At 38.9% G+C, this 19,367-nt stretch carries 16 protein-coding genes, 1 pseudogene and 1 CRISPR repeat array (1 of these 18 running past the window's edge); all 17 genes and pseudogenes read right to left on the reverse strand.

All coding sequences use genetic code 11. The features are described 5' to 3' along the window. Positions 1-18: 18 nt before the first annotated feature. The 17 genes and pseudogenes from CUU59_RS07110 to CUU59_RS07195 all read right to left on the reverse strand — a co-directional run bounded on the left by CUU59_RS07110 (position 19) and on the right by CUU59_RS07195 (position 18,585). Positions 19-1,764 carry a peptide ABC transporter substrate-binding protein gene (locus CUU59_RS07110; RefSeq protein ID WP_099951272.1) on the reverse strand — a complete coding sequence of 582 codons (1,746 nt, stop codon included), beginning with the start codon at positions 1,762-1,764 and terminating at the stop codon, positions 19-21. A gap of 269 nt (positions 1,765-2,033) precedes the next feature. Then, positions 2,034-3,386 (reverse strand): O-antigen ligase family protein, encoded by a 1,353-nt coding sequence (locus CUU59_RS07115; RefSeq protein WP_169922890.1) that lies wholly within the window; start codon positions 3,384-3,386, stop codon positions 2,034-2,036. Beyond that, positions 3,376-3,846: a hypothetical protein gene (locus CUU59_RS07120; RefSeq protein ID WP_146036080.1), complete on the reverse strand. Its 471-nt coding sequence runs from the start codon at positions 3,844-3,846 to the stop codon at positions 3,376-3,378. The genes CUU59_RS07115 and CUU59_RS07120 overlap by 11 nt, the downstream gene beginning before the upstream one ends. Further along, a complete protein-coding gene (locus tag CUU59_RS07125) occupies positions 3,839-4,324 on the reverse strand; it encodes a DUF4330 domain-containing protein (RefSeq protein ID WP_099951275.1) in 486 nt (161 codons plus the stop codon). Before CUU59_RS07125 ends, CUU59_RS07120 begins: the two co-directional genes overlap by 8 nt. A gap of 668 nt (positions 4,325-4,992) precedes the next feature. Then, on the reverse strand, positions 4,993-5,667 hold the full coding sequence (locus CUU59_RS07130; protein ID WP_099951276.1) for a copper amine oxidase N-terminal domain-containing protein: 675 nt from the start codon (positions 5,665-5,667) through the stop codon (positions 4,993-4,995). A 169-nt stretch (positions 5,668-5,836) separates the two neighbouring features. Beyond that, entirely contained in the window at positions 5,837-6,451 is a 615-nt protein-coding gene (locus CUU59_RS07135) for a hypothetical protein (RefSeq protein ID WP_099951277.1), read from the reverse strand. An 84-nt stretch (positions 6,452-6,535) separates the two neighbouring features. Then, positions 6,536-7,162 (reverse strand): GNAT family N-acetyltransferase, encoded by a 627-nt coding sequence (locus CUU59_RS07140; RefSeq protein WP_099951278.1) that lies wholly within the window; start codon positions 7,160-7,162, stop codon positions 6,536-6,538. Between the two features lie 176 nt (positions 7,163-7,338). Then, positions 7,339-8,129: pseudogene (locus CUU59_RS07145) on the reverse strand (ATP-binding protein); the annotation flags it as partial. 327 nt (positions 8,130-8,456) lie between these two features. After that, positions 8,457-8,984, reverse strand: a complete 528-nt coding sequence (locus CUU59_RS07155; RefSeq protein WP_099951279.1) for a GNAT family N-acetyltransferase — start codon at positions 8,982-8,984, stop codon at positions 8,457-8,459. Positions 8,985-9,062: 78 nt separating this feature from the next. Next, positions 9,063-9,497, reverse strand: a complete 435-nt coding sequence (locus CUU59_RS07160; protein ID WP_099951280.1) for a GNAT family N-acetyltransferase — start codon at positions 9,495-9,497, stop codon at positions 9,063-9,065. Between the two features lie 564 nt (positions 9,498-10,061). After that, the gene (gene yihA, locus CUU59_RS07165) at positions 10,062-10,646 is read right to left on the reverse strand and encodes a ribosome biogenesis GTP-binding protein YihA/YsxC (RefSeq protein WP_425432820.1); all 585 of its coding nucleotides are present in this window, start codon (positions 10,644-10,646) and stop codon (positions 10,062-10,064) included. Then, on the reverse strand, positions 10,633-12,963 hold the full coding sequence (lon, locus tag CUU59_RS07170) for an endopeptidase La (RefSeq protein ID WP_099951282.1): 2,331 nt from the start codon (positions 12,961-12,963) through the stop codon (positions 10,633-10,635). Before lon ends, yihA begins: the two co-directional genes overlap by 14 nt. A gap of 511 nt (positions 12,964-13,474) precedes the next feature. Continuing rightward, a complete protein-coding gene (locus CUU59_RS07175) occupies positions 13,475-15,049 on the reverse strand; it encodes a hypothetical protein (RefSeq protein ID WP_099951283.1) in 1,575 nt (524 codons plus the stop codon). Positions 15,050-15,610: 561 nt separating this feature from the next. After that, entirely contained in the window at positions 15,611-16,306 is a 696-nt protein-coding gene (locus CUU59_RS07180; RefSeq protein ID WP_099951284.1) for a purine nucleoside phosphorylase YfiH/LACC1 family protein, read from the reverse strand. After that, positions 16,294-16,536, reverse strand: coding sequence for a pro-sigmaK processing inhibitor BofA family protein (locus CUU59_RS07185; RefSeq protein ID WP_099951285.1), 243 nt, complete (start codon positions 16,534-16,536; stop codon positions 16,294-16,296). Before CUU59_RS07185 ends, CUU59_RS07180 begins: the two co-directional genes overlap by 13 nt. Further along, the gene (locus CUU59_RS07190) at positions 16,533-17,891 is read right to left on the reverse strand and encodes an MATE family efflux transporter (protein ID WP_099951286.1); all 1,359 of its coding nucleotides are present in this window, start codon (positions 17,889-17,891) and stop codon (positions 16,533-16,535) included. Before CUU59_RS07190 ends, CUU59_RS07185 begins: the two co-directional genes overlap by 4 nt. 232 nt (positions 17,892-18,123) lie before the next feature. After that, the gene (locus CUU59_RS07195; protein ID WP_099951287.1) at positions 18,124-18,585 is read right to left on the reverse strand and encodes a hypothetical protein; all 462 of its coding nucleotides are present in this window, start codon (positions 18,583-18,585) and stop codon (positions 18,124-18,126) included. 148 nt (positions 18,586-18,733) lie between these two features. After that, positions 18,734-19,367: a CRISPR direct-repeat array (repeat unit 36 nt; unit sequence GTTTTAGTCCTATATGAAATTACATAACTCTCAAAC); it runs 129 nt beyond the window's last position.

The raw sequence follows: 19,367 nt of genomic DNA on the forward strand, positions 1-19,367 counted from the left end.
CCAATTAATTAATTGATTTTATCTACCTACAGTGTATAGGGTTTGTAGGCCCATTGTTGTGAACCAGTTATCATTTGTTCCGCGTAGGTATTTCTTTCTGAAGATATTTGCAACGCCGTGGTTAATTGGAATAATAACTGCGTCGTCATAGATCATAATATTTTCAGCTTCTCTTAGAATTTCTGCTCTCTTTTCAGCGTCAACTTCAACTCTAGCTTCTTCAATTAGTGAGTCAAATTTTTCGTTAACCCAACCAATGTTGTAAGCTGGAGCTTTTGAGTAAACTGTTTCAAGTAGGTTGATTGGGTCGTTGTAGTCTGCACCCCAACCTGCCCAAGCGATATCAAAGTCGCCTGATTCAACTACGTTTGTAAATGCGTTCCAGTCAAGGTTTTGAGCGTCAACTTTGCATCCTAGAGCCTTTTCAATTTGTTGTTGGAAAGCTTCGATAGCAATACGTCCTGAGTCTGAGTTGTCTGAACCAAGTAGTCTTACAACATATCCTGCTGGATCTCCGCCAAGTTCCTTAACTCCTTCTTCGAATAGAGCCTTTGGATCTTTGATGTCTTCCATCAATCTCTTAGCTGGGCCTTCACCTTCTTTGTTGAATTCTACGCCTTGGCATCTCATAACTGGTGATACGAATGCGTATGCAGGAACTGGTGTACCGTTCCAAGCGTTGTCGATAACTTCTTGTCTGTCAAGAACAGCTGCAATAGCTCTTGTGATCTTGTTGTTAGCTACATGTGAATCTGGACCGTAGTTCATCATGAAATAACCTGTCCATGGGTTTTGTCTCTTAAGAATGTTGTATTCACCTGATTGTTCAAGTTCTGCACGAACCTTTGGATCACCAACACCTGATTGGTCAATTTCGCCTGTCATTAGAGCGTTGTTGATTGTGTTTTGGTCGTTTAGGATAGCAACGTGAACTGTGTCTGGCATAACGTTTTTAGCATTCCAGAAGTTGTCATTTCTAACGTAGTTAATTTCGTTATTTAATGTCATGTCTTCGATTAGGAATGGTCCACACATTGGAATGTTGCCTAGGTCTGTTGAGTATTGGTCGCCGTATTCTTCAACATAGTCTTCTCTTTGTGGGAAGTAAACTCTGTTTAGAAGCATGTCCAAGAAATATGGAACTGGATTGCCAAGTGTAAGAACTAGTGTGTATTCATCTGGTGTTTCAACGCCAAGTTCTTCAATGTCAGCTTCGCCTGAGTTAACAGCTTGACCGTTAACTAGTGGGTAAATGAAACTTGCATATGGTGATGCAGTGTCTTGCATAGCTGAACGTCTGATACCGAAAGCATAGTCTTCAGCTGTAACTTCTTTACCGTCATCCCACTTGTTTCCTTTTCTGATATGGAAAGTATAAGTTAGACCGTCATCTGCAATATCCCAGCTTTCAGCACCAGCTGGTTCATAGTGGTCTTCGTTATATCTGATAAGTGGTTCTAGAACGTTAACAAGAACATCGTTACCATAAGTATCGTTACCTTTTGATGGGTCGTATGTGTTTGGCCATAGACTCATAAATGTGTTGATGTGTTGGTCTTCGTCGATTTTTTCTCCGTCGATCATACCATCATCTTCGCTAGCTGAGTCATCTGTTGACTCGTCTGTCTTTTCTTCTGACTTGTCTGAGTTATCTGTAACTGCAGGTTCGTCTTTCTTTGCTGGCTCATCTTTCTTGCCACATGCTGTTAGCATTGTGATTGCCATTAAAGCTGCAAGAATTAAAGCCAATAACTTTTTATTCATATGTCTCCTCCTTTTGTTTGGGAAATTCCCAACACAGATATTATAACTAAGTTACAAGTTTATGTCAAGTATAAACTTAATAGTAGTGCTTAGCTAAAGCAAATCCAAAGTGTGTTTTGAATTACATAAAGGCCCTGGCTTTGATTAAATCACGTCGTGCGGAATCCGTACTTTTTTTATTTAGCAATTGTTACATTATAGAAATATTTAAATTATTACAAAAAATCCAGGATTTATCAAAAATCCCGGATAAAATTTGTCTTTGAAAATTAATTTAAATTTGCTTTTGCTTTTTCGTCTTCATATATGTTTCTAAGGGCGCCCGTCAGTCCAAAGACCATCCAGAGCATAACAATTATCCTATTTATATATACGATGTGCTCGGTCATTCCATTTGTCAAAATTCCTATGATGCTTGCCAAAAGCCCAATGGAAACGGTCCTTATATATTTGTCTGTGGATTTCATTCCGCTCTTAAATAAATTTACAATTGATCCAATCACTATATATAGGAAAGAAATAATTCCCAGTGCCCCACCCTCGGCCATAATTTCCAGATAAGTGTTGTGGGCGTGGAAGATTGGCATGGACCTAATCAATAATTCAAACTCCTGCTTAAAGGTCTTGTGGCCAAAGCCAACTCCGACCATTGGATTGTCTCTGATCAAATCTTTTGTAATTCCCCACATCTTAAAACGGTAGCTGGTGGATGAATCGGCGAAGTTAAAAATGCTATAAATCCTATTTTGAATTTTCTCCGGCAAGAAATTTATAGAAAAAATTCCTATCGGAATCAAAAATACAAAGAGGGGTCTCATGGCAAAGAACAAAAATACCATGGCCGCAAGGGCAATCGAGACCATGCCTCCGCGCGAAAATGTCAGCATCATATTTAATAGAAGTAGGCCGGCTATCATTAGATAAATAAATTTTTTAAAGCCGTCCCTGTGGGCCCAAAATTGGCTGACTACCAAAGGCGTTACCAGGACCAAATACTCGGCAAAGATATTTGGATTCATAAAGACCGAGTAGGCCCGTCTGGTGATGACGCCCTTGAGGCTGGCGTCTATCCATTCCCTTTGGACCGTGCCTAAAAATACGAATTGATATAGGCCAAAAACTCCGACCAAGGTCGCACCAATTGCAATCGAGGTCAAAATATTGTTGAGCCTTTCTTTGCTGTTAACTTCCTTGTAGACCATAAGGGCCAAAAATATGCCGCCAAAGTTAAAGGCCAGGTCTCTCATAGATCCCAAAATATTCAAACTGGTAAAGGAATTTATTATCATAAAAATCCCGACCAAAAACATGGGAATCAAAAGCGTATTTGCCTTTATAATCTTCTTATTAAATTTTAAATCTATGACCATTACCACAAAAAATAAAATTTCTGCCGCCAAGATAACTATGTCTGGCAAAAAGGCATAGGCCATCATAAATAAATTGAGAAATAAAAACTGGTACTTGTAAACTATTGGCAGGGCCATGGCACCGGCCATTGCAAGCAAAGCAAACTTGCCGCCCATAAAGATGCCCAAAGTCAAAGTCAAAATAGCAAATACAATGGCGTAGATAACTTGGTCCTTGTCTATGGTTTTTCTTGAGGTCAACTTATTTTCCATGGCCATCCTCCTCTAATCTATAGGCGTATTTAAAAAACCTGACGACCTGGCTGGTCTCATAGTATTTATTTTTAATAATCCAGGCAAGAACAAAAGCCATGACCAGCAAAAGTCCGCCGACCATCAAAAGTTTTTTACCTATGAAGCCTAAGGCAAAGGCGATTACAAGCATTACAAAGGCTGCCAATCCTGCGACAATAGACGTGGATAATTTTTCCCCAGCCCTCAAAAAAACCGAAGTGTTTTCCTCAAAAACCCTTGGCTGATCCAAGGTCTTCTCTATAAAGCCGTAAGCCTTGGAGTCCTTGGATAAGTCCTCGTCAACCAAAGTCCGCACAATTTTGGAATTGGTCTTCCCGTGCTTGCGTGAAAAAATCTTGTAGAGATTTGAGGATACAAAAACCCTGCCAATATATTTACCTGTTATTACAAGTCCGTTTACAAATTTTGAATTACTCATCAATATCAAAACCCACAACATGGGCTTCCATATTCATATACTTGGTCTTTACCATATACTTGATGCCGACGCGAATTTGCTCGCCGCCCAGCCAAAAAGCGTTGCCGTCGTCCTTGACCATGGCGTCGATCACAAAAGTCACCGCATACTTGCCAGGTACGGGCATGTTAACCCACTGACCATTTTGTTCGATTGGCTTTTCAAAAGGAATGTGGTTTACCTCAACGATTTCTCCCAGCGGAGTGGACCTATCAGCCCAATAAAGCTGGTGGCCAACCTTGATCGTATCAACAGTCACCTGTCTAACATCATTGATCTCAAAAGTCAGCTTAGCTGGCTTCATCATCTTGGATTCGTCAGGCTTGGTAAAATACCTCTTGGCCCCAAAAACAATGGCCAAAACCACAATTACAAGAATAAATAGGTCGACTATATTGATCAGCCCAAATAGCCTCCCCTTGTCATCTAAAATCTTCATAAAAATTTCTCCTTATCTTTCTATCATTAACAGCTATATTTTACATTATATGACACAAAAATTCAATGTGCCAAGTAATTTGTGGTTAAAATTGCGACTTTTTGCAGTGTTCGACTTTTTTGTCACTGCGGCGTAGGCTCTACTACGCCTCATTCCTAAAAAGTCTCAAGCTACAAAAATTCATCAATTTTTCCTCACAAATTATATTTAAATGGACACCTGCGTCGGCAAAAAATTCGTCCACTTCAAATCTCATCAAATTTTCCAGCGAAATTTATATATAAAAGGATTTCTTTCTCTTATTTCGAATTTTTGCGAACTGAAGCCCTGCCCAAGAGAGCGAGTGTAAACGAAGCTCGATTGGTGTGCAGCGACTCACGCAACCTGTTGTTCACGAAGAAAAAATATAGCGAAGCGTGTAGGGTCCACTTTATGTGGACCGAATTTTTTCTGAGTGAGTACAACAGTCTGAGGAGACGACGTACCCTCTAGTACACCTCATTCGACAAAAAATCTCAAGCTACAAAAATTCATCATTTTTTCCTCACAAATTCAGAGATAAAGAATATAAAGATGTTCGATTGGTGAATCTTACGGCCCTAACAAAATTGTATTTAGAAGTGMAARAAAAAAGCGAGCACATGCCCGCCTCTACAAATTAATAATATTTAATTTTTTGCCTTTCTATAGCCTGCATTAATCGCCTCTTCTTCAGTATTGAAAAAAACTGCATTTTTTAAAGAAACCTTATCATAGGAAGCACCGCCCGGCACATGGTAAATCATAGAATTTCTATTGCCGATTATCCTCCCGTCCGCCTTTAGATAGGCCAATAAATCTCCGTTGTCCGGATTGTACTTTGTAGGATCCTTCTTGGCAGTGTCTGAAGTTAAATTATAAGTAGCATTTGTGTTCTCATTATCTGCATCCATGATTAAAACGGTTTGTGTGGCTTGGTCCCAATCAACTTTTTTGTCCAGGCATTCACCAATAACCCTAATCGGTAAGTAAGTCCTTTCCATGTAAACTACTGGTGCAATGTCCATAGGAACATCTATGCCATTCTTGTTGTAAGTAGTCGTGCCAATAATAAATTTAATTATAGTCGCTTCATTTGTCAAAGTAACCTCTTGGAGGTCCTGGTTCCAATCAACTGCAAGACCTAAATTTTCAGAAACCAACCTAACAGGCACAAGTGTTCGCTCGTTTACAACAATCGGACTAGCATCACCATAAACATTCTGCCCATTTATGTTTATCTTGATGTCACCCTCTGCACGTAAGCTAAATTGCATGGCAAGTGCAAATAATATGACTAAATAAATTGAAAATCTCTTCTTCATAATCCGCCTCCGATCTTTATACTAACATTTTACTATAAAAAAGTACCTTTGTAAAGATGAAAATATATTTACAAAGTTTTCAAGCAAAAAGCCCGCATAAAAAATGCTAGCCCATCCCTAATCCAACTTCTTAAGTCCATCATAAAGTTCATTAAAAAACTTTTTAAAATTATTTATAAATCCAAGTCTCTGTTTTTTCGATAAAACCGTCCATAAAAATATTTTTGAGTTTCATGGCAATGGAATCAACGTCATCAGCCTCAAAAACAATGGTCTCATGATTATTAAATATCTCCTGGCAGAGGGCAAGCAAAAAATCATCGCCCACCAATGACTCCTCAGCCAACACATAAGCAATTTCATTATCCTCCACAAAGGCAAAGTTTTTCTCATCAAGATAATAGACCTCGTTGGGTAAAATTTTCATAAAATCTTCAAAGCTCGCTGTCAAAGGATTGATTGCCTGGTGCATCTTTTTATAATGAAGATAATAAGCCCAAGAGAACTCACGATTTTTAACTGTCCTCATGATTTTTACATGACTTGTGGCAATTTGCAAGTCAGAAGAAGAAAATTCACATGAATAACAAGTGCGCATAAGCTTAAAACCCTTTGACGAAGCAAAGTCTCTCTTTATAAGATCCTTGCCATCCAGCATAAGTTGAAGCGGCGCGCCATATCTGTTGGCAAGATCACGAAACGGAGGCAAAGACCTCATGTCTTCATTTCCAAAATCAATATAAATATTTTTATTGTGAAAAGAATTCCTATAAGTCTTAAACATAAATCCCCTTTGCAAAATAAACCCCATCAAGCCATAAATATTAATTAATTCTTAAATATTATTTTGCTAGCAATTGTAGAAAATTTATAAATTTTTCTCTCTAAGAATATGCCATAAAATTTTATCTTCGAAGCCACAACTTTCGTACAGTTTATCTGCTTTAGTTTTATTATCTACTCTTCCTGAAACTGTGACAAAGCTTGCCTTCTTACTGAGTCTTCGAAGTAGTTCATAAACAATAGCTTTTCCTAATCCTTGTCCTCTATATTGTTCAGATACTTGGATCCAATCTAAATATCCTTCTTTGATTTTATTATCAAATTCAGCAATACCTGTAGCAGCTATAGCATCGTTTTTCTTATCATATAAGCAGATCCATAGCTCTTCATCATAAACTGGCTTCTCTTTATAAGATTCCAGTTCACTAACTGTTAATCCCTCTTCCTCATAGCATGAATTTATATGATTTACAAAGTCAGCAGTGCTAGCTTTAACAAATATAAAGTCATCAGAAATAAACTGTTTGCCTACATCTTTTAGATAATGTGCTAACTTAAAGTAGACTTCATCAGTGTGTGTTTCCAATAAGCTAGAGTTAAATTCATTTTCATTTAAGACTTTAATATGAGCAGGAGTTTTAAAGTTACATGCCTTCCAAAATGATAAGGCAGAGGCAGCCGTTGGTTTCTCTAAATATTCTTTTTTATCCATTTTAACCTCACTTAGTTATTATCAGTATAAGAAGTGTCTTGTAGAATTGTGTTTGCATAATTAATAGCTCTATTAATAGCATATGAATATATTATATCATATTTTAAAACTTCTTACAGGTCTAATATGTTTAAATTAAAGCATATTAAAATCTAGCAGAATTGAATTGCAATACCTTAAACTAAAAATAGGATTCTACCTAACAACAATCCAATTTTTTCTATCATTTTCTTTTCTTGTAAGGACTTAAATGCCCTCTCAATAATCCTCTTTGTCACGCCATTTTTTCTGAAAGTTCTATTGATGTCAAGCTTGGATTTTCTAGTAGAAGTTCTATAGCCTTCTTCTCAGTCTTATTCAAACCGACATTTTTATTGTCTATTTGATCAATTACTTCTTGCTCAAAAGGAATGGTGCATCTAATATAGTTGCTTTCAATTTCAAAAACATCTTTTCCATATTTTTCTACAATAGTTGGAATCCCATGTCCAGTGTGTTCAGTTAGTCCCATATTTAGAAATATCCTCATCAATGTTGCGTTTCTAGGCTTACTTATTCCATCAAAAAATTGCTCTTTTGTCATTCCATTAGGAAGTCCACCATGTGATAATATATCAAGTCTATCATTAAACATTGAAATCTGTGGTTCAGTGATTGTCCAATCGTTATGAACCAAAGCATTTAAAATCGCCTCATTTACACAGTCAAAATCAAATAAATATGTATCTTTTCTGGGCCTTACTGTCGTATCAGAAATACATATATTTTCAGCCTGCAATCTGTTTTTTATTTTTCCATAAGTCGTTAATATGCAACCGTAACCATAATCGCTTCTTTCAGATATAGAGGCTTTATTATGTCCTTGGAATTTCACAAAAATAAATGGAATATTGTTTTTATCGGATAATAGTTCTGCCAATAAATTATATTCTCCGGCTTCATTCCTTAAATTTAAATTCGTTTCAAAAGGTATCTATTTTGGTAGTGAAGCCATTCTGAGAATTAGAAGTATGCTTGAACAATGGCAAAAAATGAAGGAAAAATACGAGAATAACGAGATCACAAAAGAAGCATTGGAGGATTGGAAGATAAATTATCCCGACAGTCTAAAAAAATTATGTTCGTTTTGAAGAAAGTAATCTCAAACGCTTTCATAACTCGATGTCAGTCAAAGTTCCACCGGAAATAAAATAGGCACAGAAAAAGCACATCACTGAAAGATTCTATGATCTTAAAGTCATGTGCTTTCACTATATAATTTTTTAAATGAGCCAGACAAATTGCGATTAGTATTTTATCGCCATTCTTGGCGAAGAATCCTCATCATAATAAAGTCACTGTACTCGTTGTTATAGTAGTATCCTTGCTCTTGAACACCTTCTTGCTTAAATCCGATTTTTCTATAGAAATTCAATGCATTGGTATTCATCCCTACCACACCAATTGCCACTCGGTTCATTTCATAGTGATCAAAAGCAAGGTTCAGCATAAGTCTAATAGCTTCTGTTCCATATCCTCTATGTTGCATTTTAGGGTCAGGGATGATAATCGAAAGATCAGTACAGTTCCAGGTAGGCCACATTCGTAACAATCCCGTTTCACCTATTATATTCCCCTCTAAATCTGTAATCGTATACCATACTGAGTCTTTCTGTTTATGACCAATTTTAATCCTCTCTTTCTCAGCTTCTTCATCAGTAAGTTTTGTAAAGCCACATTGGAACATGACTAATGGCTGATTGTACCAGTAGGTAAAGAATTTCACATCTTCGATTTTTTGCTCACGCAATATAATATTGTTTCCCTTAATTTCATTAATCATATTATTTCATATACCTCCAAATACTTCATTACACACATAGCTTCTAATTTACCTATCCCGACAGACAGGGATTTACCTCTACAAACGATATATCATCAGTCCATCGATAATACCACACTTTTGAAATCCATATTTTTCAGCTATCCGAATACTACTTTTTTGTTCAGGTACACATTCAATCACTACATGTTTACCTGAGTTTCTAGCTTTTGTCATCATCTCTGATGTCAAGCATGATGCAATCCCTAACCCCCAAAAGGAAGGTTCTAAAACCCATCCAATCTCGACACTCTCTGAATCATAATCATGATAAATCACATATCCGATGAAGTCGTTATCTTTTTCAACTGCATATATCAATGGTGTATCAGAAAGACCGAATCGAAATAGGAATTGCTCGGCCTGCTCTTTTGTGTATGGTGCTTCGATATATTGCATTACTTTCGAATTCGACAAAAGTTTGTAAAGCGGTTCAAAATCACTGACTGTCATTTTTCTAATTCTTATATTCATTCATACTCCACAACTTCTAATCTACCATTCTCTATTTTCCACAAAAGCCTCCCACCAAAACGATGGAAGGCTTTCTAAAATTTTTTCCTACCTTATTGCCCTTCAGTCAATAAGTATCACTCGTAAAACTCGCTTAATTCAACAACTCTCTTTTGAATCTATTTTTTCTCGCTTTTTGTATCAAAACAGTATCATTTAGAGAAATTTGCTATATCAAAATCGCTAAAACCTCGTGTTTTCACGGTTTTATAGCAGTAACATATTTGCTTCCGTTCTATCAAATTTCGCTGGAAAATTATCTTCTATTTATTTTTATACATACAATTTGCGAGGAAATTTCGATAAGGGCCGTAAGATTCACCAATCAACATCACGCGTTCGCGTTCGTTTCTTGGGAATCTCTGACACGAGACCTGCTAGCCAATCGACAGCGTCCTTGCGGACTTGTCTCTTGGGCTAGGGCTTCGAAGTGAAATAAATTTTTTAGGATGCAGGTGTACTAGAGCGTACATCGAGGACTAAAAAATTTTTTCACGAGAATATCGCGAAATTAGCCGCAAATTCTTAGATGTATTTTTCGATCAGCTCTCTAGCCTTTTCAATTCCATATTTATTTGCTGATGAGAACGGTACAATCGGGTGCACTGCCTTTAATTTTTTCTTAATCACCTTTTCCGCCTGCTGATATTTGCCCTTGGCGATTTTGTCTGCCTTGGTTGCAATTATTACGCAATCTATCCCTGTGTGGACGATGTAATCATACATGGCGCAGTCCAGAGCTGTAGGCTCGTGCCTGATGTCCACGATTAAAAAAATTGCCTTGAGGTTTTCCCGGGTTTCCAAATAGGTGTTGATATAATCGGCCCACCTATCCTTTTCGTCCTGGCTGGTGGCAGCATAGCCGTAGCCCGGCAGGTCGACCAAGCGGACTTGATTATTTATATTGTAAAAATTTATGGTCCTGGTCTTGCCCGGCTTACCCGATGTACGCGCCAGCGCCTTCCTATTCATAATGGCATTTGTAAAAGAGGACTTGCCCACATTTGACCGGCCGGCCAGGGCAATCTCTGGAAGATTCGCTTCTGGGTATCCATCGGGCTTAACTGCGATTGCCTCCAATTCTGCTGAAATAATTTTATCTAAGTGCAATTTTAAACACCTCTCCAACATTTTTTACAAAATGAAATTCAATATTTTCCTTTACATTATCAGGAATTTCGCTCAAATCTTTTGCGTTATCCTCTGGAATTATAACTTCCTTGATCCCCATCCTGTTTGCAGCCAAAACTTTTTCCTTGAGGCCGCCAATGGCAAGGACCCGTCCAGTTATAGTCAGCTCCCCTGTCATGGCAACTGTCCTGTCGACTGGTTTGTTGCTTAATGCTGATAAAATCGCTGTTGCAATCGTGATGCCAGCACTCGGTCCATCCTTTGGGACTGCCCCTTCGGGCACATGGATGTGGATGTCGGTTTTTTTGTAAAAGTCATCCTCCACTCCAAGTTTTTCTGCATTCTTTCTAATATAAGTCACAGCTCCGAAAGCCGATTCTTTCATTACATCGCCTAGCTTACCTGTAAGTTGGATCTTGCCCGAGCCCGGAGTTGCGATTGCCTCTACTTGCAAGTTGACTCCGCCAACAGAAGTCCATGCAAGTCCATTTGCCACACCAACCTTGTCCCGCTTACCCAGCACATCTGCAGTGAAAATCTCTGGTCCCAAAAATTCGTGAACCTCTTTTATACCTACAGACACCTTATCAACTTCACCCTTGGCAATTTTAACAGCGGCCTTTCTAATGACCTTGGCCAGCTCGCGTTCCAAATTGCGGACGCCAGCCTCACGGGTGTAGGCTTCGATAATTTCTCTTATGGCGGGCTTGGTGATATTAAAATTATTTGTGTTTAAGCCTGCATTTTCTCTTTGCTTGCGCAAGAGATATTTGCTGGCAATATTTAACTTCTCATCATCTGTGTAACCGCTAATCCTGATGACTTCCATCCTGTCCAAGAGGGCTGGCGGTATGTCCAGAGAGTTTGCAGTCGTGATAAATAAAACTTGGCTGAGATCAAATTCCAAATCCAAATAATTGTCCACGAAGTCCTTATTTTGTTCAGGGTCAAGGACCTCTAAAAGCGCAGACGCAGGGTCCCCCCTAAAGTCTGAATTGATTTTGTCGATTTCATCCAAGAGGAAGACTGGATTTTTTGTCCCAGCTTTTTTAATGCCAGAAATAATCCTGCCCGGCATGGCGCCAACGTAAGTCCTCCTGTGGCCGCGAATTTCTGCCTCGTCGCGAACTCCGCCAAGTGACACGCGAACAAATTCACGGTCAAGAGCCTCAGCTATGCTCCTTGCGATACTGGTCTTGCCAACTCCTGGCGGACCTACAAATAATAAAATATTGCCCTTGGAATCAGGATTTAATTTCTTAACAGCCAGGTATTCGACAATCCTGTCCTTGATATCGACCAGGCCATAGTGGTCGCGATTTAAAATCTCCATGGTCCTGTCCAAATCGATTTCTGATTCAGAGGCTTCCTCCCACGGCAGGTCCAAAATCAAATCCAAATAATTTCTGATAACGCCCGTCTCAGCTGTATTAAAAGCATTTTGCGAAAGCCTCTTGACTTCCTTTAAGGCCTTTTCCTTGACCTCGATGGGCATTGGCTTGTCGTTGATGGCCTTCTTGAGCTCCTCAATCTCGGCGTGGATTTCCTCTTCCTCGCCCAATTCCTTGCGGATAGCTTTGATTTGCTCGCGCAAATAATAATCCTTTTGCATCTTGGACATCTGGTTTCTAACGCGGACGTTAATTTTTTCCTCCAATTCCAAGAGCTCTAATTCTTTTTGCAAGACTTCGTAATAATAAGTCAAACGCTTCTTTATATCCAATTCCTTGATCAGGTTTTGGTATTCGTCTTCCTTTAAAAGCGTAATGGCAGCCGCAATATCGGTAAAGCGTTCTGGGTCGTCTTCGTCGTAAACATTCATAAAAACATTTTCAGGAATCTTTGGGTGCAGGCTGACATACTCTTCCAGGTCCTTCTTTATAAGCCTGACTAGTGCTGTCACTTCATCATCAAAATCATTTTCTTCAAAATCGGGTTCATAAGTAGCAACATTGGCTTCAAAGTATTCGCCCTCATCTGTAAAGTTTTCTATATGGCCACGCATCTTGGCCTCAATCATAACGCGAATGCCGCCTGTAGGCAGCTTCATAATCTGTTTAATATTGGCAACCGTCCCCCAGTGGTAAAAATCATCCGCCTTTGGGTCCTCGGTCTTGGCGTCTTTTTGGGTAACCAAAAGAATAGGCTCTTCCTTCATAGAGGCAACTTCAATCGCCTTCATGGACTTGGGCCTGCCAACATCAAAGTGAATCATCATATATGGAAAAATCGAAAGACCACGCAGGGGTACAACCGGCATGCTTTCAAGATTAATTTTATATTTATTAGTAATCATATTACCTCCTTCTTAAATTATATCATAAGACATCTTATTTGCAAACAAAAACGGCCATTATAAATGGTCGTTTATTTTTGTTGTTGTTACAAGCTCAATATTTCCCCTTCACCTTTCGGGCGGGACTTTTCGGGCTACATAAAGTAGCCCCTACAACCGCAGAGCGATTTTTGAATAAATACCATTGATATATACACAATGTATTTTAAATTTTTTCAATAAAAAATGGCCTTTAACGACCATTATCTATACATAATTTGCGAGGAAAAATTGATGAATTTTTGTAGCTTGAGACATTTTGTCGAATGAGGCGTACTAGAGGGTACGTCGTTTCCTCAGACTGTTGTACTCAATCGTTTTTCCCTTCGGTCGAACGATTGAACAACAGGTTGCGTGAGTCGCTACATACCAATCGAGCTTCGTTGTCACTCGCTCTCTTGGGCAGGGCTTCAATTCGCAAAAAATCGAACACTGCAAAAATTCGCAATTTTAACCGCAAATTTATTGCAAATTATTTAATTAGGCTTAAAATTTTCGTGTATAAGAGGTAAGAATAAAAATCCTCCCTTGCCGGCAGCTTATAAAAAAGCTCTGTTGCATCCACGATTCCTTCCCCGTCTACAGAAGCTTGATCGATTACAAGGCTCCCGTCTTTTAGGCTTATAAATGGCGTGAACTCCGTAACTTGGTCCCTGTGCCTCAAAATAATCTTGGCATTTGAATAAATGTCGCTGATATTTACCGCCAGCAAGGCTGGACCAGTAACGGACATATTTTCAACCGCCAGATTTTCCACTTGAGATAACTTTCCTTGTTCAGTCAAATCCAACTGCCTAAGGGCAATAGATGTCGCCTTGTACTTGGGGATTACCAAATAAAATTCTTGGCCCATCAGACTTATATCAAAAGTTTCTGGGTCTGTCGTAATCATTGGCAAAAATACTGGATCTGCGTAATTGTTAAAGACCATCTGCCAAGGATAGAGGCTTGCTACCACACTCTTCGTAGTCTCTTCATCATAGGCTCCGCCAACAAAGAGTATAAAGGCCTCTATATTTTTGTCCTCTGGATTTAGGCCGAGAGCCTTGGCCGTTTGGATAAAGGCTGGCGAGATTTCGCTATCGTTTATATTCAGACCAGCAATGGGAGCTGTCGCTATGGATTCTCCACTACCACCATCAACATACTGTTTGTAAATAAAATTTGCCTGGCCATTTTGATCTATAAAAATCCGACTCTTTTGAGGATTATAGGAATCCCATAACTCATCTAAGGCCTTGCCTTCAAAATACTTGGTGCCCCACAAGAAATATGTATCGTCCATCTGCGAATCATAAAGATTAGCCATGCGATTATATTCCCCTTGGATAGTAGCTTCCAGTCGGCCCATTATCTCGTCCTTGCCAATGCCAAAGTGTTTTAAAAGTTCTTCGTCACTTATCAGTTTACCAGTACTTGGGTAAATCCTGTCTGGAATTAAAAAGTTATAAACCTTGTGCTTTATAAAATATCCTTCATTAAGATTTAAATATTTCAGGTGGACGCTAATAATTTCCCCGTCATCAAAGGCAGAAAAACTTGCATCCACAGGCAGGTCGGTGCCAGCATAATCGTCTTTACTTTCCTCAATAATCTTTAAAAATTCTTGAGAAAGATTTATTAGCTCATCGTTGACCTTCATGGCGTCATTGGATGTCAATAAAATCTCTGGCAGGTGGAGGCCGTCAATGGGATTCTTGGCCAATTCCATTAATTTTGGATCGGTCAAGTCCTTCCAAAATTCCCTGTCCTTGACATGGTCAGACCTAGACCCCATGATGGCTCCATCAACCAAAGCCTGGTCTAAACTTTTGAAGGGATCTCTACTAGTCATCGCCTTCTTACTAGTGGACGCCTCTTCACCAGCGTCTGCCCTTTCACCAGCATCCGCCTTGTCATCAGTGTCCGCCTTCTTATCAGTATCCGCCTTCTTATCAATGACCGGCCTCTTGCTAGTGGCAGGGTCATCAACTTTTTTCGAACACGCCATAGTAAAAACCATGGCGAAAATTATCGCAATTATAATAAACAGATTAAATCTCTTCATCACAAACCTCCTTTATGTAAATACAGATTTCTTGACTATATTTATTTATACCCTTTGCAAATAAAAAATGGCCATGATAAATGGCCATTAGATTTTTGTTGTTAATAATTTTTTTGAACATATCAATTTTTTCCTTCACCTTTTGGGCGGGACTTTTCGGTCCACATTCTCCTCAGACTCTTGTACTCAATCGTTTGTCCCTACGGTCCAACGATTGAACAAGAGGTTGCGTGAGTCAACGCTAGCCAATCATCTTCACGCTTTCGTGCTCGATTCTTGGGCGTGGCTGCAAGTGGACCCTACGTATGTTCTGATAACTTTTATGTTTTTATTTACATTAAGCAAATTTATTTTTTAATTATTCTCTACCTATATACATAATTTGCGAGGAAATTTCGATGAGATTCTCTCTACCTATATACATAAATTTCGTAGGAAAATTCGATGAGAAAGGCGAAGTACAGAAATTTTGCGAATGAGGTGGGCTTAGTGCCCTCCGCAATGAGCAAATATTTCGAAACAAGCCTTTATCGCGAATTTAACACGAAATTAACCGCAAATTTATGGGATATAGATTATTGCGTTCAATCCATAATCTGTTTTTTCCCTTCTATATGAATGGAAGATTTTACTCGTAAATGTATCGTGTTTGCAAATATGAATGTCATTCGCCTTTAATCCTGCCCTGATCAATTCTGTTTTGACGAATTTTTGCAGGTCAAAATAATATTTGCCTGGGTTTTTTCCATCCAGGGTCAAGAACTTGTTAAAGTCCCTCCGCCCTTTGAATTCCCTTACAAAGTCCTCACTCACTTGAAATGAATCTTTTTGTATGGACGGTAAGAGATAGGCTTCCATCTCTGTCCGCCTGCCTAGCTTATTTATGGCCTCAAAATAGATGCGTTTTTGCACGCCTCGCCAACCTGAATGCAGGAGGGCGGCCCTCTTTGAATTTTTATCCTTGATTAAAATCGGTATGCAATCTGCCGTGACGACCATGACTGGACGATCCTCAGTAATAAAGCCGTCCACACCCACGTACTCGCCAGGATGCGGGTCTACGATTATATTTTTTGTGTGCTTTTGCCTGGTCTTTGAAATGAGCTTATCTGTCATCTTGAAGTGCCTTAGGAATTTATTGGTGTTTTTCACATTGTAGCGACGAAAATTATAGGGAAGGCCCGTCATAAAAAGTTTAGACCCGTCTGCAAATTCACCCACATAAATTCCCTCTGCATATTTTTTCATTTGATCCATAAATAATACACCACCATTATTACCGCCATTGGCACACCGAAAAATCCTATTAGAAGGGAGTTCAAAAAGTTCAGGGGAATCTCACCGCCCACCATGGATATAAAAGCGTTTATAACAATAATTATAACAAATCCAACAGCTGCGTTTACCAGGAGCTTGATAATCGTCTTAAAAGAAAATTTTAAGATCAAATAGACTAAGATTACAATTGCAATTGCGACTAGGCTCATGCTGCCAGCCTCCTAATCCATTTTTGCTTTCTGGTCCTGGGCAGAGTGATAGCCAACTTGGCAATTTCTTCCAGAGAAATCAAAACCATAACTCCATAGAGTGGCCAGCCCAAAACTATGGCTCCCAAATAAGCCATTGGGACGCCAATCAGATAGGCAGTCGAAGTTTCAGCCACCAGGGAATATTTTATATCGCCACCACCGCGGACAACGCCGACCACGATTGTGGAGTTGGCGGTCTTGATTGGATAAAAAATTCCCATTACAACCAAGGCCTCCATGGCAATTTGCCTAACCTCAGGAGTCAGATCAAAGAGCAAGAGCAGATATTTCCTGGCCAAAATTAAAATTATTCCAAGTAATGCCCCCAGATAAAGCGAAGCGATGATTGACTTGTCGGCCATGTCTTGGGCCCGGTTCAAATCGCCCTCGCCAATCTTGGTCCCCACCACAACCGCAGTTGCAGACGAGAGTCCACGGGCAAATATATAAAGCATATTGGAAACGGCAAAGGCCACTTGAACGGCCGCCGTTGAATCAACACCAGTCTTGGCATAGAAAAAGTTATAAAGGACTTGGGCAAAGGACCAGAGGATTTCCTCCAAAATTACCGGTATAACTATTAGGGAAAAGTTTTTGAAAAATTTAAAATCCGTCTTAAAAAATTCGGCAAGCCTAAAATAAAGGGGCCCCTTGTATTTGACAACTACAAAAATATAAACGCCCAGCTCTATAAATCTGGCGATAATTGTCCCGACAGCTGCGCCCAAAACGCCCAGCTCAGGCATGCCAAATTTACCAAAGATAAAGCAGTAGTTAAAAAATGCGTTGGCAAAAAACGAAATAATCGAAGCCATTAGTGGCGTACGGGGATTACCCGTCGACCGCATGGCCACGCCAAAGGCAAAGGACAGGGATGTCACTATATATGAAGCAGAAACCGCCCTTAGGTAAATTACGCCCGCCTCAATAACCATAGGATCATCGGCTATAAAAAGCGCAATGATCTGATGGGGAAAAGTCAGAGCGCAAATATTAAAGATCAGGGCTATTACAAAGGAATACTTGAGGGAGAGGATCATGGTCTTTCGCACAGACTTGTAATCCTCCCTGCCATTAAACTGGGAAAATAAAATAGCCGATCCCGTATTTAAACCAAACAGAAAAAAACTAAAGAAAAAGAAAACCTGGTTGGCAAGACCCACGCCTGCAATGGCGGCAGTGCCAAGCTTGGTAATCATAAAAGTATCCAAAGTATTTAGCGACGAAGCGATCAGCGACTGGATTGTAACCGGTATTGCAATCTGCAAGGTCGCATTTACAAACTCCTTATCCCTTAAAATTTTTTTAAGCATAAAAAACCTCCACCAGTAAAAGCAAATATACATTTATTTTACCACAGACCCCTGCCTCCTGCAATTACATTTTGGTTACTAATGCCAGCAAGGGTCAGCTTTTTTGGCAAATCACGCGACATTATAGTGAAAAACAAAAAATAACGCCTAGCGTTGGAGAGGCCGTGGTTTATCCCGGCCATTTTTTTATACAAAAAAGGCCCACAATAATGTGGGCCAAATTTTCAATCCCTTAATCCAATTTCTTAAGGCCATCATACAATTCATTAAAGGACTTTATTTTTTTCATTCTACCAAAAGAAAATTCTGTGTTTTCTCCAAATTCCAACAGGAAGCATTTTGCAAGCTCCTCTACGGTAACTTCAAGAGTTTCAAAAAAAGTTTGATATGCGAAGTTCTGCTCCTTGCTGCCCTCTTTAAACATATTAATTATCATTGACTCACACACTTGGTCCAGTGGATACATCTTTATGTGCATGAACTCGTGAACAATCGTCTCTTCAATGTTTTCATCCTTAGGGCTAGCAGCATTTAACATTAGAATCGCCTTTTTATCAGTTGGATCAATTTTAAAATCCCCCGTCTTCTTCCAGTCCTCATCCTCCACAAATTCCAATCTAATATCCCACTCAGGAACAATCCTGAGTTTTTTTGTATACTTATCAAAAATTTCCCTTGCCTTCAACCTATCCATACCATCTCCTATATTTTTCAAAACACAAAATCATGCTAATATTCTTGAATCAATTATAGCACAAGATATAAACAATTTCATAAAAATTTATTAATCCAAGTCTCTGTTTTTAAGTAAAGTCATCCGCAAAGATACTTTTCAAAATTTAGTTTTAGTCCTATATTAAATTACATAACTCTCAAACCCATACGGGATGCACCGAAACCAAGGAATTGTTTTAGTCCTATATGAAATTACATAACTCTCAAACACGAATCGGACACCAAAGCCGAGAAGAAATGTTTTAGTCCTATATGAAATTACATAACTCTCAAACAGGGCAGGACCGTGGTTGAAGATGTCAAAGGTTTTAGTCCTATATGAAATTACATAACTCTCAAACCTGACGAAAGTAACAGAGACTCCACCTTTGGTTTTAGTCCTATATGAAATTACATAACTCTCAAACTTCCAACTCATTATTTGCCTTGCTGTCATTGTTTTAGTCCTATATGAAATTACATAACTCTCAAACTTCCAACTCATTATTTGCCTTGCTGTCATTGTTTTAGTCCTATATGAAATTACATAACTCTCAAACACATCACCTTTTTCATATCTTACGATTGTTGTTTTAGTCCTATATGAAATTACATAACTCTCAAACAGCGTATTCATTGGCAATCGCTCCGCAATATGTTTTAGTCCTATATGAAATTACATAACTCTCAAACCTATATACAGCTCTTTTGATAGAGATAAGGGTTTTAGTCCTATATGAAATTACATAACTCTCAAACTCT

The sequence above is a fragment of the Ezakiella peruensis genome, from assembly GCF_900215725.1.
Taxonomy (GTDB): domain Bacteria; phylum Bacillota; class Clostridia; order Tissierellales; family Peptoniphilaceae; genus Ezakiella; species Ezakiella peruensis.